We start from the raw sequence: 23,862 nt of genomic DNA on the forward strand, positions 1-23,862 counted from the left end.
AAGCTAGCGGCGGAAGTAAACAGAGAAGGTCGAACCTTGCCCCAGCTCACTGGCTACTTCTATTCGGCCACCTGCGTTTTCCACGATGCGCTTCACCATGTACAAGCCGATACCGTTGCCTTCTACATGGTCGTGGAAGCGGCGGAACATGGTAAACAAATCTTGCTGCTGACTTGATTTGATGCCAAGCCCGTTGTCTTGTACCGTCAGTACAGTGAATGCCCCTTCCTGCCCGCAACGAATCTGCACGTGCGGTGTCCGGTCCGGCGAACGGTACTTCAGGGCATTGCTCAGTAGGTTGTACACTACGCTGCGCAAATTCTTGGCCGAGAACTTCACCGTAAAGCAGGAATCGACGGCAACATCGAGGTGCGCCGTGGTGGCCTGGATGAGCGGCAGTAGGTCTTGTCGTACATCCTCCACTACTGTTGCCAACTCCAGCGGGGTGGGGCTTTGCTCGTGCTCTTTCTGTAGCTTGATTACGTCGCTCAAGTAATCAATCGTGCGTTTGAATCGCTCGACCGATTCCTGCATCATGGCAAGTAGCGGGGCTATGGTTTGGGCGCACTCCAAATCATCCGGAAGAGCGGTATGGATGGCGTGTACCAGGCCTTCGATGTTGGTAATAGGAGCTCTTAAGTCGTGGGAGGCCGTGTAGATGAAATTGTCCAGATCAACGTTGATGCGCCGCAGCTGTTCGTTGGTGGCCAGCACTTGCTGCTCGGCCTGCTTGCGCGTGGTAATGTTGGCGGTAGTGGTAACTAAGCCGTCGCGCAGGCGCACCACCGACTGCTCAAACCAGCCGTTGAACTGTTCGAAGCGGTATTCTTGCTCGTAGCGCTGGGGTTCACCCGTTTTTACTACTTCCACAAACCGCTCGAAAATGCCGGCAGCCTGTACCCCCGGATTGTGTTCCAGCAGTTGCTTGCCGACCACGTCGGTACCGTAGTAAGTCTGAGTCACGGAGTTAACTAACGTCCAGCGAAAATCCACGATGGCGCCCTGTTCATTTCGGACTGCCTCGAACGCCTGAATCATGTCAGCGGAGCTGTCGAACGTGGCGCGTAGCAATTGCCAGGCTTCTACTTGCTGCGTCACCTCGAAAGCAAAGACAATAACACCGTCGATGCGGCCTTGCTCGTTGTAGCGGGCTTGTTGGATGTAGTTGAAATAGCGGTTTTCTAATACGCCGTCGGCGGAGCGCGCCAAGGGAACAAGGGTACCCAGTTCCTGGTGCGTTTCGCCTGTGTTGTAGACTTGGTAAATAGTCCGAAACACTGTATGCTCGGCAATTTCGGGCAGCGCCGTCAGAATAGGTTTGCCTAGTAACTCCCGACCCGGAAATAGCTGCTGATAAGTGGGATTGACTAGTTCAAACACAAAATCGTCGCCGCCAAGAATGCAAATAGCCGCTGGAGCCTGCATAAATAGTCGCTCCAACCGAGCCCGTTGCCGCTCGGCCTCAGCTTGCGCGATTTGAACTTCCCGCGTGCGTTCGACCACACGGGCTTCGAGTTCTTGGTTGGCAATTCGTAATCGAGCTTCGCTACGTTCCACTAGCTGCCGAGCAAGAATTTCGGCCTGGGCATCGGCGCGCGCAGTTCTCTCATTGGCTTGGCTGTCGCGCAGCAAGACATCCGTCTGATAACTCTGCGTGACGTTGACCACCTCGTGGATGATATGCCGCACCTGCCCTTGCGCGTCGAGGACGGGGGTGTTGCGCGGCAGCCAATAGCGTTCCGTAAACTTGCCGGCGTGTACGAGGTCGGGCACGTCGTAGTGTTGTAGCTCCATGACGTGGGGTTGCCCGGTGGCTCGTACCTGCTCTAGCGAAGCCCGCAGATTGCGGACGGCATTGGCCTGGGGTGCGTCGGGGTTGTCGGGAAACGCATCGAAGATGTTGCGTCCCAGCAAGTTTTCCCGCCGGGTCAGCGTCTCTATTAAATATGTTTCGGTAACCGCTTCAATGATAAGCTCGGGCGAGAGCAACAAGTAAGCGCCCGGCATGGCGTTAAATACCGCAAGAAAATCAAGGAAATCAGGCTTAGACAAAACCATGTACCCGAACAGCGTAGGAGAATAAGGTAGCAGCGCTTTCCAACGCAATAAGCTGCCTATACGTTCAGCTAAGGTCAGTGGTATACCCACCTAAGAAAGCCAGCCGTCGAGCTGCCAAGCCTCTTTGCGGGGAACTCCTACGGCTGCTTTTATTAATACCCGTTCTGTGCCCGTCGCTGGATGCGCTTTTCCCAGCGTTTGCGCTTGGGCGCAATGCTGCCGCGCAGGTATTTCTCCATCACCATAACGGCGCAGGGCGCGGCGGCCGTAGCCCCAAAGCCCGCATTTTCGATGTAAACTGCTACGGCTATCTTGGGATTATTGGCCGGCGCGAAGCCCACGAAGGCGGCATGGTCGTCGCCCTCGTCGTTTTGCACCGTGCCGGTTTTGCCGGCCACCGTGATGCCTACATCGGCCAGGCTAGAGGCATCGGCGGTGCCGCCGCGCTGCATAACGGCCACCATACCCGGCACCAGCGCGGCGAAGTGTACACTGTCGATAAGGGTGCGGTGCTTTTCGGTGAAGCGCGCCAACGGTCCACCATCCCCGACGCTGCGCACCAGATGGGGCGTGTAGTACCAGCCGCGGTTGGCAATAATGGCCGCCATGTTGGCCATTTGCAGGCCCGTAAGGTTGATTTCGCCTTGGCCAATGCTGAGCGAGTAAACGGAGCGGTACGTCCAGCGGGTAGTGCGGCGAGCCTTGTCGTAGTACGCCGCGGTGGGCAGAAAGCCGGGGGCTTCGCGCGGCACATCCACGCCCAGCACCGAGTCCAGCCCAAACGACCGGGTGTAGCGGCGCCAGAGGTCCAGGTTGGCGTGGCGGACGGCCACCGTATCCACGGCCAGGCTGTCGGGCATGCGGTTGATGAGGTTCTGCATCACCTGGTAGAAATACGGGTTGCAGCTGTACTTCAGTCCCTTAGTCAGGCTGCTGGCCTGCGGGTGGTCATGTACGCAGCTAACCAGCGACTGGTCGCAGCGGAAGGCAGTGCTGGGGCTAATGGCACCCAGCTGCAAGGCTACGGCGGCATTCACCAGCTTGAAAACCGAACCGGGCGGGTTGGCCAGCATGGCCGGCCGGTTGATGAGCGGCATATCTTCGCTTTCCAGCAGCTTGGCGCGCACACCAGCCTGATCGGGCGCGGTGATGGTGGCCGCCGGGTAAACAGGTGCCGACACAAAGCACAGGATTTCCCCAGTGCGCGGGTCCAGGGCCACAAGGTAGCCTTTGCGGTTGCCTATCAGTTTTTCGGCGTAGGCCTGCAGCTTCACGTCGATGGTCAGGTGCAGGTCCTGGCCTTGTTGGAAGGTGGTATCCTTGGCCCAGGTGCCGTGTTCTTTGCCCTTGGCGTCCACCAACGGGTGCAGGTAACCGTGGCGCCCGTTGAGCAAGCCGTTGTAGTAGGTTTCGACCCCACCGTTGCGGAGCCGATAGAAGCGGCCGCGCCGGTAGCGCTTGGCCTGGCGGTAGAACGCCTGCGCCTCCGCGCCCATATAGCCTAGCACGGGCGCACCCGCCCCGGTAGTGTACACCCGCTGGGTGCGCTCGGTCAGGATTAGGTTTGGCCAATCGGCGCTGTCGCGGCGTACCCGTTTGACTTCGGCCGCGGTGAGGCTGAGCTGAACGGGGTAGCCGGCGGGCGTATTTTCGTATGGCAGGGCATCGGCAATGCGCTGCCGGACGGTCGTCGAATCCCAGCCTAATAGCTCGCCCAGTGCCAGCGTGTCGAGGGGGGAGCGGCGCGGCAGCTTCAGTAGGTATTGCAGGCGGGTGTCCACCAGCACCGAGTCGTTCCGGTCGAGCACGCGGCCCCGTATGAGCGAGTCGTTCACTACCACGCGGCGCCGGGTATACACCTCGCCCGTAGTGGGGTCCTGCGTTGGTGCGCCTGTCTGCTGCTCAGGCGACGAGCAGGCAGCCAGCGCTAAAAACACTAATAATAGACCTTTCCCCCACCTATTGAAAGCCGTACACATGGAGTAAAGCTAGACAAATGTCGGGCGTCGATCCTGCGCTTTTCGATCAACTGGGCTTGTCACCAATTGAACTTAGCTTGAAACGCCACCACGTGTGTAGCCCAATTCAACTAGCTGCCATACCGTATCGGCAAGCACGTGTGCTACCAAGCGCATCAGTAGCGAGAGTAACGTGTCTTACGGCTGTGTGGAGTCGAGCAAGCGTCGGTGGTAATTGATCTGGCCCAAGTGGTACGTCAGGTGAGCAGCCAGGTGAACCAGAAAGTATTCGGTCGACGTCTTTTGCTCGAAAACTAGGAGGGGGTACTCCTGCGCCAGTACCTCGGGGCCTACGTTTCCCAATGACACATCTACTCGGCGGCTGGTTTCCTCCAGCTTCTCCAGCAACTCCGGGCGAGGAATGTTCTTTAGCGAAAACTCCAAGTCGCGGTGTCGGATGTACGCTATACCCCCAAGCTCAGCCCCTATATAAGTGTTCAGGTTACCGATTAAATGCAGGCACAGGTTGCCGGCCGAATTGGCAATGCCTTTTTCGATGTGCCAGATTAGTTGCTCATTGTTATACAACGCAAGTTCCTGTTTCACCCGATTCAAGTCGCGGCTGAAAAGTAGGCGTAGGGTATCAGTTAGCATATGAGTAAATGGTTCGCGCTCAAGTCGCCTGTATTAGGAATACGATTTGCCGAACCCAATCTACGATGCTCGCTACCAGCAACGTCCCGCTTACTACCCTTAAGGCCCGAACCAGCGTGACGGGAGCAGCAACCAGTGGCTTTTCTGGAATCTTTGTTGCTCAAGGTAGCCGGGTTTGCTACTAGGCAGCGCGGTGATGCATTGTCGTCTGCACTGCAAGAGAGACACAGATTCCATATCAGAGCTAGTCACGAGTTACGACCGTGCTTAAACTCGCGCTAGATAGAAGCTACTTAATCTGTTCATTCGTGATTTCACCATTATTAATTTCTACAAGCGTTACATATTCTTTACGTGATTCGTCTTTATAAGAAATCTTAATTTGCAAACCGTTCAAGTGTTTGGGTATACGCTCATGTATTAAGTTGTCAGCTCCTGTATTATCACCTTCAATAAAGAAGTGAGTACGGGCTTCTAGCTCTAAATTAGCAAAAGGTGCAAGATTGTTAATAGTGGGCAATCCATTTGAAAAAGAAAACAAAACATCGCTATTATGTTCGATTTTTATATTGTATGCAGGAAAGCTTGAGTTATTATGTAGAGTAAACTTGAAATACCAATCTAATTTCCAGAATACTATAAGAGGCGAACCAGCCATTATAGGTTCATCTCCAAATCGTTCACGATTTTTTTGGCTAAAACCCTGGTTAGAACGTCCACTTGATTCCCAGATTAAATCTGCCTCTAGGATAGGCCTTGATTCAGTTTGAAAACTTTTAACATCTTTAATTGCTTCTTCAGGAACCTGAGTCCCGAGAGTTTTTCCTGCGAAATCTAAGAATTGTGACGCATTATAGATGTGTATTTTCTTTCCGGTTAATATGTTAAATTCTTTTCTTAATTCAGGGAGTAGCCCTATTTTTTTGCCTTTGTGGCTTAGAATCCAGTCTTTTTTCTCATCGTCAGAAACAAAAACTATATTTTTACCTGATGCCAAAGAAATATCTATAATCTGTAGCCATAATATATAATCACCGTACTTTCTATTGCCTTCTTTTTTAATGTCTTCGAATCCTGGTGGAATTTTATCCTTATAGCGTTTGTCAGCTTCTTTGTAATGATCAATAAGCTTTGTATCTGAGAATGGCTCTCCTACTTTTTCTTCAAATAAATTGATGATTCGGCTGAGTATTTCATCGTCTGTTAAACGTTTAGAATACTTTTGGTTTCTATCAGTAAGCTCTGCTTTAACACTGGATACGGATTTTAGAAATTCATCTAAAAGTTCGTGGCTAATGTATGGGTGCCGCCTTGAATTAGTCAATGGCTGTTCAATAACATTCTGCAAATCAGAAATAAAATCTGAATAGGTTTTGCCTTGTTCGCTTATAACATCCAGTCTCCTGCCTAAATACTCTTCAATAGCTTGATGAGCCATACAGCTTTTTTCTTTGAGCTTCGCAAGAATTTCGAAGAAATTATTAGTTGTCTCGGTTTTGTATCTATAAAAATTAAGTAAAATATTTGTATCAAAAGTAAAAATACAGTCATCCCATAACTCTGCAAGTTCTTCGGTAGATGGCTGTATTAAGTAAAAAAATTGGCGGTGGTCTAATGTAAGGTGATGCCGTATACGTTGGTATGATAAGGACTTATCACACCTGTGGCCGGTGCGCCAGCCAGCAGATTCGCAAAAATGGCAGCAGTGGTGGGCGGGCCAAGTATCAGTGTACGAGTTGCGGCCACCAAGGATATTTTCAGCCGGCTGCACCGGTTCGCGCTGCCCGCTATGCCCAAGTCGAGAAACTGTTAGTAGAACGTGTTTCTCAGCGAGGCATCGTACGCCTGACTGGCGTGTCGCGCATGACGGTAGCGAAGTTGGCAAAAAAAAGCGCAGAACAAGCCGCCGAGTCGGCCACTACCGGCACGGCCGCGGGTACTAGAACTGGATGAGATGTGGACGTTTGTGGGCCGCAAGCGCCGAAAAGTCTGGCTGTGGCTGGCTGTGGAGCGGCACACCCGGCGCATTGTGGCCTGGGTGCTAGGCACGCGGGGCACGGCTACAGCCCGGCGGCTGTGGCGGGCACTGCCGGCGGATTATCACACGGGCACGTGGTATTTCACGGATGAGTGGGAGGCGTATCGAGGCGTGCTTCCGCTCCACGCCCACCGGCCCAGTGCCAAAGGCAGCGGCCAGGCCAGCATCGTCGAGGCGGTGAACTGTTCGTTGCGCCAGCGCTGTGCCGTGCTCGTACGCAAGACCTGCTCGTTCAGTCGCTCACTGGCCATGCACCGCATCCGCTTGCAACTCTGCATCGACGACCACAATCGACGATTCACCCACAATTAGACCAGCGCCAAAAAATTTTTCTTTCATTGTCCTAAAGCAAAAACGGGTGCTACCTTGCTGAGGTAGCACCCGTTTTCATTCAGCCAAAGCCGTCATTTACATATTCCGGCGGTACTGCCCGCCGACTTCAAATAGCGCATTCGTAATCTGCCCGAGCGAGCAGAATTTTACGGTTTCCATCAGCTCCTCGAAGAGGTTGCCGTTGGCAATGGCGACTTGTTGCAACTGTTTTAGGCGCTGCTCGGCAGTGCCTTCGTTGCGGGCGTGCAGGCTCTGGAGCATCGCTATTTGATACTGCTTTTCCTCTTCCGTGGCGCGGATTACCTCGGCCGGGATGACCGTGGGCGAGCCTTTCGAGGAGAGGAAGGTGTTTACACCGATGATGGGGTACTCGCCCGTGTGCTTCAGCATCTCGTAGTGCATGCTTTCCTCCTGAATCTTGCCGCGCTGGTACATGGTTTCCATGGCTCCGAGCACGCCGCCGCGCTCCGTAATGCGGTCGAATTCAGCCAATACGGCTTCTTCTGCCAAGTCCGTTAGCTCCTCGATGATGAAAGAGCCTTGCAGCGGGTTTTCGTTTTTGGCCAAGCCTAGCTCTCGGTTGATAATGAGCTGAATGGCCATGGCCCGGCGCACCGATTCCTCGGTAGGCGTGGTAATGGCCTCGTCGTAGGCGTTGGTGTGCAAGGAGTTGCAGTTGTCGTAGATGGCGTAGAGGGCCTGCAACGTGGTGCGGATGTCGTTGAAGTCGATTTCCTGCGCGTGCAGGCTCCGGCCGCTTGTCTGGATGTGGTACTTCAACATCTGCGAGCGGGCATTAGCGCCGTACTTCAACTTCATAGCCTTGGCCCAGATGCGGCGCGCCACGCGGCCAATTACGGCGTATTCCGGGTCGATGCCGTTGGAGAAGAAGAATGACAGGTTGGGCGCGAAGTCGTTCACGTCCATGCCGCGGCTCACGTAGTACTCCACGAAGGTGAAGCCGTTGGAGAGCGTCAGGGCCAGTTGCGTAATGGGGTTGGCGCCCGCCTCGGCAATGTGGTAGCCCGAAATCGACACCGAGTAGAAGTTGCGGACCTTTTCCTTGATGAAGTATTCTTGCACGTCGCCCATGAGGCGCAAGGCAAACTCGGTGCTGAAGATGCAGGTGTTCTGCGCCTGGTCTTCCTTCAGAATGTCGGCCTGCACGGTGCCGCGGACCTGGCTGAGCGTGCGCGCCTTGATGGTAGCGTACACGTCGGCGGGCAGCACTTGGTCGCCAGTTACACCCAGCAGCATGAGGCCTAGGCCATCGTTGCCGGCGGGCAGCTCGCCCTGGTAGCGGGGCCGCTCCAAGCCTTTCTCCTGGTAGATCTGATTGATTTTGGCGTCAACTTCCGCTTCCAGGCCTTGCTCCTTAATATACAGCTCGCACTGCTGGTCGATGGCCGCGTTCATGAAGAAAGCCGCCAGCGTGGCCGCTGGCCCGTTGATGGTCATCGACACCGAAGTGCTCGGGTTGGCCAGGTTGAAGCCGGAGTAGAGCTTCTTGGCATCGTCGAGGCAGCAGATGCTCACGCCGGCGTTACCGATTTTGCCGTAAATGTCGGGCCGGTGGTCAGGGTCTTCGCCGTAGAGCGTCACCGAGTCGAAAGCCGTACTCAGGCGCTTGGCGGGCAGCCCGGCCGATACGTAGTGGAAGCGGCGGTTGGTGCGTTCGGGGCCGCCTTCGCCGGCAAACATGCGGGTCGGGTCTTCACCTTCGCGTTTGAAGGGAAACACACCGGCCGTGTAGGGGAACTCGCCGGGCACGTTTTCCTGAAGCTGCCAGCGCAGCAAGTCACCCCACGCGGTGTAGCGCGGCAAACTCACCTTCGGAATCTGCTGCTGCGAAAGGCTGGTGGTGTGCGTCTGGATGCGGATTTCCTTGTCGCGCACCTTGAATACGAACTCGGGGGCTTTGTAAGCGGCTACCTTTTGCGGCCAGGTCTCCAGAAGTTTCCAGTTCTGTCCGTCCAGCCGAAGCTTGACCTCTTCGAAGGTGCTCTCCAGGCCGGCCACGAGTGCTGCTGGTGCGACTCCGTGGCTGCCGTTCCCAGCGCCAGTGCTTCCAGATTGCTGCTGTCCGCTGAGGCTTTCAACGGCTCCGATGGCTTCTCGGATTCCGAAGAGTTGTTGGGCCACTGCCGATTGTTTATCAACCCACTGGTCATATTGATGGATGGTTTCAGTGATTTCGGAAAGATACCGCGTGCGGTGCGGCGGAATGATGTAAATCTTCTCGGAGTCCGTGTTGGAAGTTTCCAACTGCGACGCGAAGGGCACACCAGTTTTCTGTTCTACGGTGGAAAGCAGCGCCCGGTACAGCCGGTTCATGCCGGGGTCGTTGAACTGCGAGGCGATGGTGCCGAACACCGGCATGCTGTCCAGCGGTTTGTCCCACAGGCCGTGGTTGCGCTGGTATTGCTTGCGCACGTCGCGCAGCGCATCCAGCGCCCCGCGCTTGTCGAATTTGTTGAGGGCAATAACGTCAGCAAAATCGAGCATGTCGATTTTTTCGAGCTGCGTGGCCGCGCCGTACTCAGGCGTCATCACGTAGAGGCTGGCGTCGGAGTGCTCGATAATTTCGGTGTCGGATTGGCCGATGCCGGAGGTTTCCAGAATAATCAGGTCGAAGTCGGCGGCGCGCACCACGTCCACGGCGTCCTGCACGTACTTGCTCAGCGCGAGGTTGCTCTGGCGCGTAGCGAGGCTGCGCATGTACACCCGCGGCGAGTTGATGGCGTTCATCCGGATACGGTCGCCGAGGAGGGCGCCGCCGGTTTTGCGCTTGCTCGGGTCCACAGATATAATAGCAATGGTCTTCTCGGGGAAGTCCAACAGAAAACGCCGCACCAGCTCATCTACCAACGACGACTTACCCGCGCCGCCCGTACCCGTGATGCCGAGGATAGGCGCTTTTTTGCTGTCGGTAGGAGTGGAGTTGATGCGCTGATCGGCCTCACCTTCCGATTTCTGAAACTCGGAAATCAGCTGGCCTTTCACCCGCTCAAATTCCTGCGGGAAGTTCTCAGCCGCCGAAATTAGGCGACCAATGCTGCGAGCGTCTTTCTCTTTCACGTGGCCGGCTTCGCCATTCAGGTTCTGCCCGGTTGGAAAGTCGGAGCGCTCCAGCAAGTCATTGATCATTCCCTGCAACCCCATAGCCCGGCCGTTGTCGGGGGAGTAGATGCGGGTGATGCCGTGCTGCTGCAATTCCTCGATTTCGGTGGGTAGAATCACGCCGCCGCCGCCGCCGAAGATCTTGATGTGACCCGCGCCGCGCTCCTGGAGCAGGTCGTACATGTACTTGAAGTACTCATTGTGGCCGCCTTGGTACGAGGTAATGGCAATGGCCTGCGCATCTTCCTGAATGGCACAGTCCACGATTTCCTGCACCGAGCGGTTGTGGCCAAGGTGAATAACTTCGGCGCCGCTGCTCTGGATGATGCGGCGCATGATGTTGATGGCGGCGTCGTGCCCATCAAAGAGGGCCGCCGCCGTCACGATACGAACGTGGTTCTGAGGCTTATACGGAGCTACGGGAGCTACTTGCATCGCAGGTGGGAATTGGGTGGAATTTGGGGCAGCAAAGGTACGAAAAAAGCCCCGGCGAGGGGATTTGCGTAAGTTAACCGGACCAACTGCCGGATCATCCATTCCCTTAGCGCTCTATGAAGCAACGCCTTGTCAAGTTCAATGAGATTGAGCAGATCATACAACTTATACAGGGTCAGCTTGCATGGCGAAGCCGAGCGGGAAGTGGTACAGGCTCAATTTTTACCCTGCAATTTGGGTCAGCATTATCCACCAACGAAACTCAGGGGAAATTTTCCTTGATGGTATACTGTGCTTGGCGGATTGTTGAACGAGATGCTATCATTTGCACAGGGCATAATGATGCTGATTCCGTTTTAGCACCCGCACTAAAAGCATTAGAAGATACTCAGGTTACTAAAGTTACACTTTCCGAATGGGGTGATTTAGCTATCTACTTCGACACAGGTCGTGCCCTACAAATCTGGAACGATGCGCCGTTCTTGGATTCCGAAAGCTGGTCGATTAATTATCAAGGAACTGCTTACTATTGGGTAGAAGCGGGCAATAGATTTATGTATGAGCTAATTGACTAATAATTCGCGTCAAGATAGTCTTAACGAATTACCTGTAGGCATATAAATGTTTTACCGCAGCTCCGCCAGCCGCAGCCGGAACTCCCGGCAGCACGTCCTCGCCAGATAGCTCGTTGTCGAAGCTCTGCACCACTTCTGGTTCCGGCTGGCCGGGGTGGTAGATGTAGACGTTTTATGTTTCAGGCGCAATGGGCCATGCCAGTTGCTCGCCCAAGAGGAATTAGCTATCCGGAGGATACGCAAAAAGGGTGCGGCCGACGAGTGAGCTACTCCGTCATAACGGTGAAGTACAGGCTCGGCTGCATGTCGTGGATAGTCCAGGCGGCTTGGCTGTTCTCGCGCTCTACCATGACTTGCCGCGACTGGCGCGTTACAGGAATCGAGAAGTATTTATCTTCCGGGTCGGTCTTTTCACTCTGCAGCCACTGAATGGTAGCCATCACCGGCTGCGCATCCAGCAGCACCTCATAAGGCCGCAGATCTGCCGTAATCCAGCCTTGTTGCTGTTTATTGCAAACCACTTGAATGTCCTGCGACAGCAGCGTCCGGCCCGGCCGACCCTGCTCTACGGTATAGAGGTTCAACCGGAAGCGGAGCAGTTCGTAATTGTTGGCCGATAAGAAGATGTGAAATTCTTCTAAGTAGGTGCGTCGAACAGGCTTGAGAAGCGCCCCAAATTCCCAGCCCCATTCCGTATCCACTGTTCTCTTACCGCTAGAGCCTCCCATCCAGAAAATGTCGCCCTTGGCTTTGGTGTTGCCTAGCAGCGCCGGGTGCATGCGACGGTGCTCTACCTTTATTTCACTCAGGAGATGCTCCTGCGGGGCAAGTTGGAAAACGCGTTTTCCGGCGGCTAGTGCGGCGGGCACTACCACCGCAGACGAAAAACCCACGCACGAAACAATCAGTGTATCATTCAGGCTAGGAGGGAGGCGCAGCAAGTAGTGCCCTTGTTCATCGGCTACGGTGCCAAGACCTCGACCCGGAACACCCAGGGTAGCAAACGGCACAGGTTCTCCGGTGCGAGAGTTAAGTACTTGTCCTTCAACTATTTTTGTTTGCGCGTGCGCCAGATGAGCTCCAGTGCTGAGCAGAAGAGCAATCAGCAACCGGCTACTGGACGTAAAGCGGGAGAAAAAATGCAGGTAGTCCAACGGTAAATAATTATATTAATATAAGCGCCGATTTGTAAAAAAATGTATAACAGCTTGGAAAGGTATAAAAATTAGTAAGAAGTTGTAGCAGGAAATGCGGTTGCATAAAGCAAAAACGCCGGACCTAAGCCCGGCGTGAAAGCAGTGTTAGGAAGCAGCTTGTTTTTCTAGCTGCTGCAACAACTCATCTGCCGCCTTTTCTATAGCTGTGTAGCCTTGCTGAGCCGCACGTTCCTTGGCGGCAATTAAACCGTCGCGGTGGACGGTCTGGAAGTCGCCGTAGGGGAAGTGGTAGCGGCCTTTGGTGTCTTCGCCCTTGCTCATGTCCAGGCCTAAGTGCCACTGTCCGTATTCGGCAATTTCGTGCTGATCTAAATAATCGTTTTCGGCCTTGGTGTTGGGGTTGTGCTCTCCCCAGTGGCCTTCGTCGTTTTTTAGCTTGCCTTCCTCGATAAGCCGTTGGGCAAATTTCACAGCAGCTGGATTCAGTTCGATACTCATAAGTGTGGGAGGTTAGGTACGTACGCAATAGGCCCCTTGGCCCGGCAATATGTACGCGTCGCTACTTGAGTAGTTAATGTTCAGCTTCCTGAATGCCTAGCAGAGTATTGGGGCAAAACGGCAGCTTTTGCTGCGTGTAATCTACCTCAGTGCGTAGTCTAAAGCCACGGAACTCTCTGGTATGCCTACGAGAAAAGCCAGTTCAACCCTGTGCTTACGCTAAGGGTTGAACTGGCTTTAAAACAACTGCCCTAAAACCGCTCTAGTAATGCGGCGAAACGTCTATTGTCCTTCCAGTACGCGTACACCTGCTTCGGCTACGGCGTGGTCGTCTTCTACGGTGCTGCCCGATACACCAATAGCGCCAAAAATTTCGCCTTCACTGTTCTTAATAGGAATACCACCAGGGAAGGTGATGAGGCCTCCATTGGAATGCTCGATGTTGTAGAGGGAACCACCTGGCTGCGAAAGAGCACCAATAGCACCGGTAGGCATGTCGAAGAACCGGGCCGTTTTAGCTTTCTTGATAGATATGTCGAGCGAACCTAGCCAGGCATCATCCATGCGAATGAAAGCCACAAGGTTAGCGCCGGAGTCGACCACGGCAATATTCATCTTGACGCCCATTTCGATGGCCTTTTCGTGTGCGGCCTGTACAGCGGTCTGTGCTTGTTTGAGAGTGATGCCCATGATGGTTGTGGAGTTAGTGGGAGAAAATTACCTCGTCAACAACGGTATTTCGTCAAGCTTGTTTAAGGCAGCACCTCAGGAAAGAAGTATACAGTCTCCTTTCTGAGGTGCTACAGTGGAGCTTAGAACAGTGCTTAACTTAATACCCAGGGTTATTAGCCGTAGCGCGAAGCCTGCGCCTCACGTAAAGGGGCACAGCCAAAGCGGTGCCGCAACACCAGCATCGTTTACCAATACGTCAAGCGTGGGCTGCATGCTCCGGTTGCTGAGCTGTGCACTCACTTAATAATAGGTGTCGAAACCAGAATAGAATAGAGCAACGGTACGGCCTAGCTAGCATTTCCAGCCCGCTTTGCGTACCTTCGCAGTTGGAAAAAACTGCCTCTAGTGAAGAACATCCGCAATTTCTGCATCATTGCTCATATCGACCACGGCAAAAGCACGCTGGCCGACCGTCTGTTGGAGTTTACCAGTACTGTGGCCAAGCGTGATATGCAGGCCCAGCTGCTCGACAACATGGACCTGGAGCGGGAGCGGGGCATTACCATCAAGAGCCACGCCATTCAGATGCAGTTTCCCTACAAAGGCGAAACCTACACGCTGAACCTGATTGATACGCCCGGCCACGTCGACTTCAGTTACGAAGTGTCGCGTAGCATTGCCGCCTGCGAAGGCGCTTTGCTGATCGTTGATGCTTCCCAAGGAATTGAGGCCCAGACGATTTCTAATTTGTACCTAGCTATCGGTGCCGACCTGGAAATCATTCCCGTCCTCAATAAGATTGACTTGCCCCACGCCATGCCCGAAGAAGTGTCCGACGAAATCGTGGACCTCATCGGCTGTGACATCGAAGACATCATTCATGCCTCCGGCAAAACCGGCATCGGCATCGAAAACATCCTGAACGCCATTGTCGAGCGGGTTCCAGCGCCGAAAGGCGACCCGGAAGCCCCGTTGCAAGCGCTGATCTTCGACTCGGTTTTCAATTCCTACCGAGGTATCGAAGTTCTGTTCCGTATCAAGAACGGCACCATGCGCAAAGGCGACAAGCTGCGCTTCATGGCTACCGGCAAGGAATACGGCGCCGATGAAATCGGCATCCTTGGCCTCAACCAGGAGCCCCGCCTCGAAATAGCAGCAGGCAACGTGGGCTACCTCATTTCGGGCATCAAGGAAGCGCGTGAAGTAAAGGTAGGTGACACTATCACGCACGTAGTAAATCCGACCAAGGAAGCCATTCACGGTTTTGCCGACGTGAAGCCGATGGTATTTGCCGGTATCTACCCCGTCGATACTACCGAGTATGAGGAGCTGCGCTCATGCATGGAAAAGCTTCAACTTAATGATGCCTCTCTGGTGTGGGAGCCTGAAACTTCCGTGGCGCTTGGGTTTGGATTCCGCTGTGGCTTCCTCGGGATGCTGCACATGGAAATCGTGCAGGAGCGCCTGGAGCGCGAATTTGACATGACGGTAATTACCACCGTGCCGTCGGTGCAGTTCCACGCCATTGGTACCAAAGACCAGCAACTGACCATCAACGCCCCGTCGGAAATGCCGGAGCCGAACATGATCAAGCTGATCGAAGAGCCCTACATCAAAGCCCAGATCATCACGGCCGCCGACTACGTAGGTCCGATCATCACGCTGTGCATGGAAAAGCGTGGTATCATCAAAGGCCAATCGTACCTGACCTCGGAGCGGGTGGAAATGAGTTTCGAGCTGCCGCTGTCGGAAATCGTGTTCGACTTCTTCGATAAGCTTAAAACCATTAGCCGCGGCTACGCCTCCCTCGACTACGAGCTAATTGGCTTCCGCGAGTCGGACATGGTGAAGCTCGACATCCAACTCAATGGTGAGAAGGTAGACGCCTTGTCGGCCATTGTGCACCGTTCCAAGAGCTACGATTGGGGCCGCCGCCTCTGCGAAAAGCTCCGCGAACTGCTGCCCCGCCAGATGTTCGAAATTGCCATCCAGGCCAGTATCGGGCAAAAGATTATTGCCCGCGAAACGGTGAAAGCCCTGCGCAAAAACGTAATTGCCAAGTGCTACGGAGGCGATATTAGCCGGAAGCGCAAACTGCTTGAAAAGCAGAAAGAAGGTAAGAAGCGGATGCGTCAGGTAGGGTCCGTGGAAATACCTCAAGAAGCCTTCTTGGCCGTACTGAAGATTGATTAATGCGTGAAACGCGGCTCCTCCAGGGCCGCGTTTTTTGTGCCCAATAAATTCCTCTTTTCTTTTTCACCTCATACACTTCTTGACACGGCGTGCTATGACTTACCTCCAATCCAATGTCTGCAAGCCTCACCAACAACTGTACGAGCGAAGCTCAATTAGAAAAGATTATCAAAGGCCAGGAGCGCAAGTTCCGGTGGCGGGATGATTGGCCCGCTATGGAAAAAGCTCTGATGGAAGCAGGCACTGCCGCCATTCTCCTGCATCAAGAAAAGAAGAATAACCCCCTGTAGTTGTACCCGAACAAACGATACCACTCATGACCACTGCACCCGAAGCCACTACCTACCGCCTCATCGACGGCAAGCAAACTGCCGAGGATATCAAAGTTGAAATTGCTGCTGAGGTAGCGGCGCTAAAAGCAGCCGGCAGCAAAGTACCTCACTTAGCTGCCATCCTCGTTGGCCACGACGGGGGCTCCGAAACCTACGTTCGCAATAAAGTACTAGCCTGCGAGCGGGTCGGTTTCGAGAGCACGCTGCTGCGCTACGAAGACAACATCACCGAAGCTGAACTGCTGGCCAAGGTGGAAGAGTTGAACCAGGATGCAGGCATCGACGGCTTCATTGTGCAGCTGCCATTGCCCCGTCACATCTCGTCGGAAAAGGTGATTGAGGCCATTCGCCCCGAGAAAGATGTGGATGGTTTTCACCCAATGAATATTGGTCGGATGGTGGCTGGGCTGCCGGCTTTATTGCCCGCTACCCCTTCGGGCATAGTGGAGCTACTCCGCCGCTATAAACTACCTACCGATGGCAAACACTGTGTGGTAATCGGGCGTAGTAATATTGTTGGCACGCCAGTTAGTATTCTGCTTGCTAAGAACTTAGCGCCAGGCAACTGCACCGTTACTTTATGCCACTCCCGTACCCAGAATCTGGCTAGCATCACCAAGACTGCTGATATCTTGGTAGCTGCTTTGGGCCGACCAGAATTCGTAACGGCCGACATGGTGAAGCCCGGTGCGGTGGTTATCGACGTAGGCACCACGCGCGTAGACGATGCTTCCCGTAAGTCGGGCTGGGCGCTGAAGGGAGACGTGGACTTTGCAGCAGTTGCACCCCTCACTTCCTACATCACACCAGTGCCGGGTGGGGTTGGTCCGATGACTATTGCCATGTTACTACTCAACACCTTAAAAGCTTGTAAAGGCGACGTTTATCCGCGTTAGAATCCAATAATTACTGGGCAGAGCTTTTGAAGTTCAAGGCGTTGTACTACTTTTAGAGTCGGGTTGAGGGAACGAACATCGGGCATTTTAACGTTCGGAGTAACGGCCAACAGCCTGGCTTTACTTGTTTGAATACCCTACTTTGCTGCACGAACTTCCTCTTGTGTTGGCGGCTTCAACTCCCCCTGAATCCCCAGCTCCTGCACTGCCCTTGATGGAGCAGTTTTATACGATTCAGGGGGAGGGCTACAACACAGGTCGCGCTGCTTACTTCATCCGCCTCGGCGGGTGCGACGTAGGATGCGTGTGGTGCGACGTGAAAGAGTCGTGGGATGCTGATGCCCATCCCCGTGTATCCATCTCCGATATTGTAGCTTCGGCCACGGCCCATGCTGGTCGTAACGTGGTTATTACGGGCGGTGAACCTCTGATGCACAATCTGGGCCCCTTAACGCAGGCATTACACGCGGCGGGTTGCCAGAACTGGATTGAAACCAGTGGCGCTTATCCGCTGAGCGGTGAGTGGGACTGGATCTGCGTTTCACCCAAGAAGTTTAAAGCACCGTTACCTTCCGTCCTGGCCCGTGCACACGAACTGAAAATCATCGTGTTCAATAAGTCGGATTTTCGGTGGGCTGAAGAACACGCGGCCTTAGTTGGGCCAGAATGTCGGCTGTACTTGCAGCCTGAATGGAGTAAGTCCGCGCAAATGATGCCGCTTATAGTAGACTATGTAAAGGCAAATCCGCGTTGGCAAGTATCCTTACAGACTCATAAGTTCCTCGATATTCCTTAGGCTTCTGCTCTATGCGCCGATTGATATCCGTGCCGCTGCTGTTGGCTTGCGCGTTGCTGCTGCCACTTAGTGCGGCAGCTCAGGCTACGTTGGCTAGTTCTAATACCAAGGCGCGTAGCCTGTGGGATAAAGCGCAGTCCCAGGTAAAGGAACGCAATTTCGATAAGGCTATCGAGACCCTAACGGTGCTCAATCAGAAGTTTCCTTCCTTAGGGGAGCCACACGTACTGCGTGGGTCGTTGCTGAAAGCCATGGGCGAGAACCGGCCAGCCTTTGAGGCGTACCGCGACGGACTGGCCAAACTCCCGATGGACCCTGCCCGAGCAACGGATTATTATACGCTCGGCGAACTGGCCATGACTTTCGGGGAGTACCCAATTGCTGCTGAAAGCTACAAGCGTGTGCTAAAAAGCGGCCCTAAAGGCCAACGTAACGCCGCCCGGGCGCAACGGCAACTCTTGAACTGTGAGTTTGCCACTAAAGCTATGGCGGCGCCCATTGGTGTGCAGCCCGAGCGAATGGGCGCGCCCCTGAATACGTTTCGTTTTCAGTACTTCCCCGCGCTTACTGCCGACAACCGCTTCCTGCTCTTTACGGGGCGTCCCGCAGCTGATAGTGGCGAGGATCTGTTTGTTTCCCGGATGAATAAAGATGGGAGTACCGGCGACCCGGCGTCTATATCTCCTTTCATCAACACGCCCTACAATGAGGGGGCGGGGGCTATTTCTGGCGACGGCAAAACTTTGGTCTTCGCTTCCTGCGACCGTCCTAATTCAGTGGGAAACTGCGATTTGTATATTTCGCGTCGCACCGGCAATAACTGGAGCAAGCCGCTGAATTTGGGACGTACCGTCAATTCGCCGGAATGGGATTCGCAGCCTACACTCTCAGCCGACGGTCGAACGCTGTATTTCACTTCCACCCGCCGGGGCGGACAAGGGCAGGAAGATATATACGTAACCACCCTTGATGCCGATGGCAACTGGACCCCAGCCCGCAACCTCGGACAACCTGTCAACACGGCCGGCAAGGACATGGCCCCCTTCATCCACGCAAGTGGCACAACGCTCTATTACGTAACTGATGGGCTGGTAGGTATGGGCGGGCTGGACGTCTTCCGGTGCGAACAACAAGCTGCCGGGCGCTGGAGCGAGCCCGTAAACCTCGGATACCCGCTGAACACGCACGAAAACGAAGCCTCGCTCTTTATTTCCTCCGATAACCGTCGGGGCTTCTGCTCTCGCTCCCGGGCCGCCGAATCAGGGGTGCGGAATGAGCGGGAACGGCCGGTGGAGTTGTTCAGCTTTGAGGTGCCTGAACAAATTCGTCCTCGCGAAACTAGCACTTATACCCAAGGCCGAGTTTTTGATGCCTTCACGAAGAAGCCCATCAAGGCGGACGTGCAACTCTACGACCTGAATACCGATGAGCTAACGCAATATGTTAGTTCCGATGCTGAAAACGGTGACTACACCGTGGTGTTAAACGAGGGCCGCCAGTACGCTATGTACGCTGCTGCCGATAAGTACCTCATGAAGAGTTTGAGCTTCGACTATACCGACAAGAAGAACTTTGACCCACTCACGCTCGATATCTATCTGGAGCCCGTACGAGCTGGCCGCAGCATAGTGCTAAACAACCTGTTTTTCGATACCAAGCAGTACGAGTTGAAGCCTAAGTCGCGCACTGAGCTTAACCGGCTGGTCGGATTCATGAAGCAATATCCAGACGTACAAGTCGAGGTTAGCGGCCACACCGACGATGTCGGCTCGGACGACGACAACCTTGCTTTGTCTCAGAACCGAGCTAAGTCAGTGTACAGCTACCTGGTTAGCCAAGGGGTGAAAGCCGACCGATTACGCTTTAAAGGTTATGGTGAAAGTAAGCCGCTAATGGCGAACGATTCGGAGAGCCACCGGCAACAAAACCGCCGAATAGAGCTGCGAATACTCTAGAAAGGCAGCGTAAAAGATAAATACAGTTTATGAAGCAGTCCGACAAAAGCCGTTGTCGGACTTTTTTATTTGGTAGTATTCCTTTATGATAAGACTATTAAAAGACTGATAATGAACTTTACAGTGCTATCTGATAAAAGCAATGGATTAGAATAGTTATAAATATTCCTTGCATGTTTAAATATTCCTCTATATTTGGGCCACTCAAAATTGTATTCAGCAGGTATCGGCTGTCTCAATTGAAAGCATCATTACATAGGCCCTTTCAGTATACTTTTTCACTTTCCCCAACTTATTACCCATGAAAAAAGCTTTTCTCTTTACCGGTATTATCCTAGCCTTGGGTGCTACCGTTTACGCAAGTGGCGATAAAGAATCTGCTATTGTTACACGTGCTACTGCGCTCACCCGCATTCAAGTGCAAAAGGCTCGTCTGGATGAAGGCCAGTACTTGAAAGTGAAAAACCTCAACATTCGGATGCTCACTGAAATGGAGGACATTAAGAACCGGTTTGCGTCTGATCCTGCTATTCTAGACGAGCGGCTTGCGGTGGCGCAGGCTCGCTACGAGTTGGAGCTTACCTCGATTATGCGTCCAGCTCAGTTGGCAATGTTCAATCAGTCCCGCAATAGCATGACGGCGCTTAGTGCCCCTCACTAGTACTGCAAGCGTGGTACCAGGCTCTTTAAAGGCTGATATAAAATAACACTTAACGAGGTAGTAGAAGCTTTAGCAGGATTTTGGAACAGCATTCTGCTAGAGTTCCTACAGCGCTTAGACTAAGTGCCTGACCCATTGGCAGCCGAAAGGTATTGCTAACCCACTGAAATAAGTTTGGCAAACCCTGTTATACGGTATATAAGTATTCAAATGTTACATAGAATAACATCAAAATAAATCTATAAAACATATTGACTTAATTTAATAATGTTGTATATTTAGTACAAGGCTTCGGTAGGTTATTGCTAGTCTCCTGAAGCTCACCAGTAGTCTGTTCCACTTCACATCTAACAAAACCATCATGAAAAAAATCTTTACTTTCCTGCTCCTGTCTGCAATGATTGGCACCAGCCAATTAGCTGAAGCCGGCTCTGGCGACCAAACCAGCCCCAATGCCCGCGCCACCCAGATGGTGAAACAACTAGCTAAGAAGATTCAACTCAGCGAAGGCCAGTACGTGAAAGTGCGCCAGTTGAATTTGCGTCTACTTAACGACGTGCAAGCCGTGAAAACCCAGTCGGCTGGCGATGCCGCTGCTATTGATCAGCAATTAGCTGAACTACAGTCTCACTACGAGTGGGATTTGACGGCCATCCTTGGCCCTCGTCAAATGGTAGCTTACAACCAGACCAAAGCCGATTTGATGGCAATGAGTGTTGCCAAGTAATATCAATCGAACACAAAAAAGCCTGCTTCAGTACTGAAGCAGGCTTTTTTGTGTTCGAGCAGGTCAATAAATCAGCTCCTAGCGATTCTCGATGCTCACGTAGTCGCGCTCTAGCTCACCGGTATAGATCTGGCGAGGACGGCCGATAGGCTCTTTATTTTCACGCATTTCTTTCCACTGAGCAATCCAGCCGGGGAGGCGGCCCAAGGCAAACATGACCGTGAACATCTCCGTCGGGATGCCAATGGCTTTGTAGATGATACCCGAATAGAAGTCTACGTTCGGGTACAGCTTGCGCTCTACGAAATACGGATCGGTGAGAGCAGCTTGCTCCAACTCCTGCGCAATCGTTAGGAGAGGGTCGTTGATGCCAAGAGCCGCTAGCACTTCGTCGGCAGCCTTTTTGATGATCTTGGCGCGTGGGTCGAAGTTCTTGTATACGCGGTGACCGAAGCCCATCAAACGGAATGGGTCGTTCTTGTCTTTGGCTTTCGCAATAAACTTGCTAGTGTCGCCACCGTCGCGCTGGATAGCTTCCAGCATTTCAACCACCTCTTGGTTGGCGCCGCCGTGTAACGGACCCCACAGGGCGTTGATACCGGCCGAAACCGAGCCGTATAGGCTGGCGTTGGCCGAACCTACAAGGCGAACCGTGGAGGTAGAGCAATTTTGCTCGTGGTCGGCGTGCAGAATAAGCAGCTTGTTGAGGGCGCTAACTACCACTGGGTTGATTTCATACTTCTCGGTAGGGAAGCTGAACATCATGTACAGGAAGTTCGACGTGTAGTCGAGGTCGTTGCGGGGGTAGTTGAGCGGATGACCCTGCGAGTTCTTGTAGGTCCAGGCGGCGATGGTCGAGATTTTGGCCATCAAGCGCAGAATATTCAGGTTGATTTCCTCGGCGCTCTGATCGGGGTCAATGCTCTTCGGATAGAAGGCCGTGAGTGAGCAAATGAGGCTGCTCAGAATGCCCATGGGGTGAGCTGCCGATGGGAAGCCGTCGAAAATCTTGCGGACATCCTCATGCACCAGCGTGTGCTTGGTGATTTGATGGCTGAACTCGTCTAACTCTGCCTTATTGGGCAGTGCCCCATAAATGAGTAGATAGGCTACTTCCAGAAAAGTCGATTTTTCGGCCAACTGCTCGATGGGGTAGCCCCGGTAGCGCAGAATACCTTCTTCGCCATCGAGGAAGGTGATGGCGCTTTTAGTTGCACCAGTGTTTTTGTAGCCCGAATCGAGGGTCACGTAGCCTGTCTGGTCACGTAGCTTACCGATATCGAATGCTTTTTCGTGCTCGGTGCCTTCGATGACGGGCAAGGTGTACGATTTCCCGTCGAGGATAATCTCAGCAGACTCTGCCATAGGAGAGGGATAGAGGGTGGTTCAGGGGCGAAGCTAAAGAATAACCAGCAAGCCAGAAAAGGCAAAACCAGTCGAGTTCTATACTGCTATGCGTCCTGGGATGTTGTGTTAGATGAGAAAGTACCTGCAAAGAAACACAGTCCAGTAAAATACGCAGTGTGTAGCGAGCTTTTTCGACAATAAATCGGCGAAAATTCGCGCTTGGGTTCTGCGCATTAACCTGGCTTTAACTTTCTGCCTTTCAAGCACACTGTTCGAGAGCATTGAAGCATTAGATAACAACCAATTCTTGGCAGGCAGTAGAGTTGAGAGCCGGGCTATGTAAACCGGTGGCCTCTCTAGATGCATAACAACCAAGGAACGACCTAGCTGGTTTTCAAGCATTGGAAGTGCTTGCAGTTGTAAGTGGCTTCGTTGCGTTTCAGATTTCACAATAGGCCGTTTCGGCATACGGTAATAACTCTGTACTTTCTAAGAGAGTATCAAGCTACTTGCCATCAACTGTAGTTTTCATGAAGTACAACTCACTCGGAAAAACCGGCCTGCAAGTCAGCGAAATTAGTTTCGGCTGTATGTCGCTTGGCACCGATCACGCGGCCAACCGTATTCTACTGCACCAAGCGTTGGATCAGGGTATTACGCTCTTTGATACTGCCGACTTATATCAAAAAGGGGAAAACGAGGTGACAGTCGGCAAAGCGTTTAAAGGCCGACGCAGCGAGGTGGTTATTGCCACGAAAGTGGGCAACGCATGGCGGCCAGATGGTAGCGGCTGGGATTGGGTGCCTACCAATGACTATCTGCTGCAAGCTGTGGAGCACAGCCTCCGTCGCCTCGAAACCGACTACATCGACCTGTACCAACTACACGGCGGCACTCTCGAAGACCCCATCGACGGCATCATTGAAGCGTTTGAGTTGCTGAAGCAGCAAGGCAAAATCCGGGCGTACGGTATTTCCTCTATCCGGCCCAACGTGATTCGCGAGTACGTACAACGCTCTCGTATTGGCAGCGTGATGATGCAGTATAGCCTGCTCGACCGGCGTCCCGAGGAAAGCTGCTTGGATTTACTGCAAGACCATAACGTAGCCGTATTAGCTCGGGGTAGTTTTGCGCAGGGGCTTCTGGTAAACAAAGCCGCAAAAAACTACCTGAACTATTCGGAGCAAGAAGTAGCCCAAGCCGCGGCAGCAGTGCAACAAGTAGATGCTACCACCCAACGCTCAGCGGCCGAAGTAGCTGCCCGCTTTGTGCTGCATCACCCGGCTGTGACCTCGGCGGTGCTAGGAATTCGTACGGAACAGCAACTCTCCGATGCAGTGCAGATAGCTGCCGCATCCCCCTTAACCAGTGGTGAAGTCGAAATGCTTCAGCAAGCTATAGCCCCCAATACCTACGAGCAGCATCGGTAAGAGAGGAAGACAAAGAGTAGTAAGGTA

Annotated in this window: 18 protein-coding genes and 1 pseudogene; 10 read left to right on the forward strand and 9 right to left on the reverse strand. The window is 53.3% G+C overall.

All coding sequences use genetic code 11. From position 1 onward, the window contains the following. Positions 1–3 precede the first annotated feature (3 nt). From P1X16_RS08375 to P1X16_RS08390, 4 genes are all read right to left on the reverse strand, one after another. Positions 4–2,058, reverse strand: coding sequence for an ATP-binding protein (locus tag P1X16_RS08375; RefSeq protein ID WP_277227491.1), 2,055 nt, complete (start codon positions 2,056–2,058; stop codon positions 4–6). A gap of 152 nt (positions 2,059–2,210) precedes the next feature. Next, on the reverse strand, positions 2,211–4,037 hold the full coding sequence (locus P1X16_RS08380) for a penicillin-binding transpeptidase domain-containing protein (RefSeq protein ID WP_277227492.1): 1,827 nt from the start codon (positions 4,035–4,037) through the stop codon (positions 2,211–2,213). Positions 4,038–4,214: 177 nt separating this feature from the next. Beyond that, positions 4,215–4,670 (reverse strand): DUF1572 family protein, encoded by a 456-nt coding sequence (locus P1X16_RS08385; RefSeq protein ID WP_277227493.1) that lies wholly within the window; start codon positions 4,668–4,670, stop codon positions 4,215–4,217. A gap of 289 nt (positions 4,671–4,959) precedes the next feature. Beyond that, positions 4,960–6,441, reverse strand: a complete 1,482-nt coding sequence (locus tag P1X16_RS08390) for a PIN domain-containing protein (protein ID WP_277229505.1) — start codon at positions 6,439–6,441, stop codon at positions 4,960–4,962. A 159-nt stretch (positions 6,442–6,600) separates the two neighbouring features. On the opposite strand from P1X16_RS08390, the pseudogene P1X16_RS08395 reads away from it, so the two are divergent. Beyond that, positions 6,601–7,020, forward strand: a pseudogene (locus P1X16_RS08395) (IS1 family transposase); the annotation flags it as partial. A 96-nt stretch (positions 7,021–7,116) separates the two neighbouring features. Here the strand turns inward: P1X16_RS08395 and P1X16_RS08400 are convergent. Then, positions 7,117–10,596, reverse strand: coding sequence for a methylmalonyl-CoA mutase family protein (locus P1X16_RS08400; protein ID WP_277227494.1), 3,480 nt, complete (start codon positions 10,594–10,596; stop codon positions 7,117–7,119). A 116-nt stretch (positions 10,597–10,712) separates the two neighbouring features. Here P1X16_RS08400 and P1X16_RS08405 point away from each other — a divergent pair, with 116 nt between their 5' ends. After that, on the forward strand, positions 10,713–11,171 hold the full coding sequence (locus P1X16_RS08405; RefSeq protein ID WP_277227495.1) for a hypothetical protein: 459 nt from the start codon (positions 10,713–10,715) through the stop codon (positions 11,169–11,171). A 266-nt stretch (positions 11,172–11,437) separates the two neighbouring features. Here P1X16_RS08405 and P1X16_RS08410 read toward each other — a convergent pair whose 3' ends face one another. The 3 genes from P1X16_RS08410 to P1X16_RS08420 form a co-directional block, all read right to left on the reverse strand. Further along, positions 11,438–12,325: a carboxypeptidase-like regulatory domain-containing protein gene (locus P1X16_RS08410; RefSeq protein WP_346771241.1), complete on the reverse strand. Its 888-nt coding sequence runs from the start codon at positions 12,323–12,325 to the stop codon at positions 11,438–11,440. A gap of 147 nt (positions 12,326–12,472) precedes the next feature. Next, positions 12,473–12,826 (reverse strand): hypothetical protein, encoded by a 354-nt coding sequence (locus P1X16_RS08415; RefSeq protein ID WP_277227496.1) that lies wholly within the window; start codon positions 12,824–12,826, stop codon positions 12,473–12,475. Between the two features lie 282 nt (positions 12,827–13,108). Next, positions 13,109–13,516, reverse strand: coding sequence for a heme-binding protein (locus P1X16_RS08420; RefSeq protein WP_277227497.1), 408 nt, complete (start codon positions 13,514–13,516; stop codon positions 13,109–13,111). Between the two features lie 387 nt (positions 13,517–13,903). On the opposite strand from P1X16_RS08420, the gene lepA reads away from it, so the two are divergent. The 7 genes from lepA to P1X16_RS08455 all read left to right on the forward strand — a co-directional run bounded on the left by lepA (position 13,904) and on the right by P1X16_RS08455 (position 21,058). Continuing rightward, complete coding sequence (gene lepA, locus P1X16_RS08425) at positions 13,904–15,691, forward strand: translation elongation factor 4 (RefSeq protein ID WP_277227498.1); 1,788 nt, start codon at positions 13,904–13,906, stop codon at positions 15,689–15,691. A 113-nt stretch (positions 15,692–15,804) separates the two neighbouring features. Beyond that, a complete protein-coding gene (locus P1X16_RS08430; RefSeq protein ID WP_277227499.1) occupies positions 15,805–15,981 on the forward strand; it encodes a hypothetical protein in 177 nt (58 codons plus the stop codon). A gap of 26 nt (positions 15,982–16,007) precedes the next feature. Beyond that, a complete protein-coding gene (locus tag P1X16_RS08435) occupies positions 16,008–16,919 on the forward strand; it encodes a tetrahydrofolate dehydrogenase/cyclohydrolase catalytic domain-containing protein (RefSeq protein WP_277227500.1) in 912 nt (303 codons plus the stop codon). Between the two features lie 214 nt (positions 16,920–17,133). Then, entirely contained in the window at positions 17,134–17,715 is a 582-nt protein-coding gene (locus P1X16_RS08440) for a 7-carboxy-7-deazaguanine synthase QueE (protein ID WP_277229511.1), read from the forward strand. Between the two features lie 11 nt (positions 17,716–17,726). Beyond that, a complete protein-coding gene (locus tag P1X16_RS08445; RefSeq protein WP_277227501.1) occupies positions 17,727–19,670 on the forward strand; it encodes an OmpA family protein in 1,944 nt (647 codons plus the stop codon). Between the two features lie 301 nt (positions 19,671–19,971). Then, on the forward strand, positions 19,972–20,331 hold the full coding sequence (locus P1X16_RS08450; RefSeq protein ID WP_277227502.1) for a hypothetical protein: 360 nt from the start codon (positions 19,972–19,974) through the stop codon (positions 20,329–20,331). Positions 20,332–20,692: 361 nt separating this feature from the next. Further along, on the forward strand, positions 20,693–21,058 hold the full coding sequence (locus P1X16_RS08455) for a hypothetical protein (RefSeq protein ID WP_277227503.1): 366 nt from the start codon (positions 20,693–20,695) through the stop codon (positions 21,056–21,058). A 78-nt stretch (positions 21,059–21,136) separates the two neighbouring features. On the opposite strand, the gene P1X16_RS08460 is transcribed toward P1X16_RS08455, so the two are convergent. After that, on the reverse strand, positions 21,137–22,423 hold the full coding sequence (locus P1X16_RS08460; protein ID WP_277227504.1) for a citrate synthase: 1,287 nt from the start codon (positions 22,421–22,423) through the stop codon (positions 21,137–21,139). A gap of 512 nt (positions 22,424–22,935) precedes the next feature. Between P1X16_RS08460 and P1X16_RS08465 the strand changes: the two genes are divergently transcribed. Then, the gene (locus P1X16_RS08465; RefSeq protein ID WP_277227505.1) at positions 22,936–23,835 is read left to right on the forward strand and encodes an aldo/keto reductase; all 900 of its coding nucleotides are present in this window, start codon (positions 22,936–22,938) and stop codon (positions 23,833–23,835) included. The last annotated feature ends 27 nt before the right edge of the window (positions 23,836–23,862 follow it).

Source organism: Hymenobacter sp. YC55 (assembly GCF_029433095.1).
In the GTDB taxonomy this organism is placed as follows: domain Bacteria; phylum Bacteroidota; class Bacteroidia; order Cytophagales; family Hymenobacteraceae; genus Hymenobacter.

Coding starts and splice junctions, on each gene's coding strand:
- P1X16_RS08430 (WP_277227499.1), top strand. CDS start 15,805: ATGTCTGCAAGCCTCACCAACAACTGTACGAGCGAAGCTCAATTAGAA.
- P1X16_RS08445 (WP_277227501.1), top strand. CDS start 17,727: ATGCGCCGATTGATATCCGTGCCGCTGCTGTTGGCTTGCGCGTTGCTG.
- P1X16_RS08420 (WP_277227497.1), bottom strand. CDS start 13,516: ATGGGCATCACTCTCAAACAAGCACAGACCGCTGTACAGGCCGCACAC.
- P1X16_RS08415 (WP_277227496.1), bottom strand. CDS start 12,826: ATGAGTATCGAACTGAATCCAGCTGCTGTGAAATTTGCCCAACGGCTT.
- P1X16_RS08385 (WP_277227493.1), bottom strand. CDS start 4,670: ATGCTAACTGATACCCTACGCCTACTTTTCAGCCGCGACTTGAATCGG.
- P1X16_RS08400 (WP_277227494.1), bottom strand. CDS start 10,596: ATGCAAGTAGCTCCCGTAGCTCCGTATAAGCCTCAGAACCACGTTCGT.
- P1X16_RS08465 (WP_277227505.1), top strand. CDS start 22,936: ATGAAGTACAACTCACTCGGAAAAACCGGCCTGCAAGTCAGCGAAATT.
- P1X16_RS08375 (WP_277227491.1), bottom strand. CDS start 2,058: ATGGTTTTGTCTAAGCCTGATTTCCTTGATTTTCTTGCGGTATTTAAC.
- P1X16_RS08435 (WP_277227500.1), top strand. CDS start 16,008: ATGACCACTGCACCCGAAGCCACTACCTACCGCCTCATCGACGGCAAG.
- P1X16_RS08455 (WP_277227503.1), top strand. CDS start 20,693: ATGAAAAAAATCTTTACTTTCCTGCTCCTGTCTGCAATGATTGGCACC.
- P1X16_RS08440 (WP_277229511.1), top strand. CDS start 17,134: ATGGAGCAGTTTTATACGATTCAGGGGGAGGGCTACAACACAGGTCGC.
- P1X16_RS08460 (WP_277227504.1), bottom strand. CDS start 22,423: ATGGCAGAGTCTGCTGAGATTATCCTCGACGGGAAATCGTACACCTTG.
- P1X16_RS08380 (WP_277227492.1), bottom strand. CDS start 4,037: ATGTGTACGGCTTTCAATAGGTGGGGGAAAGGTCTATTATTAGTGTTT.
- P1X16_RS08405 (WP_277227495.1), top strand. CDS start 10,713: ATGAAGCAACGCCTTGTCAAGTTCAATGAGATTGAGCAGATCATACAA.
- P1X16_RS08450 (WP_277227502.1), top strand. CDS start 19,972: ATGAAAAAAGCTTTTCTCTTTACCGGTATTATCCTAGCCTTGGGTGCT.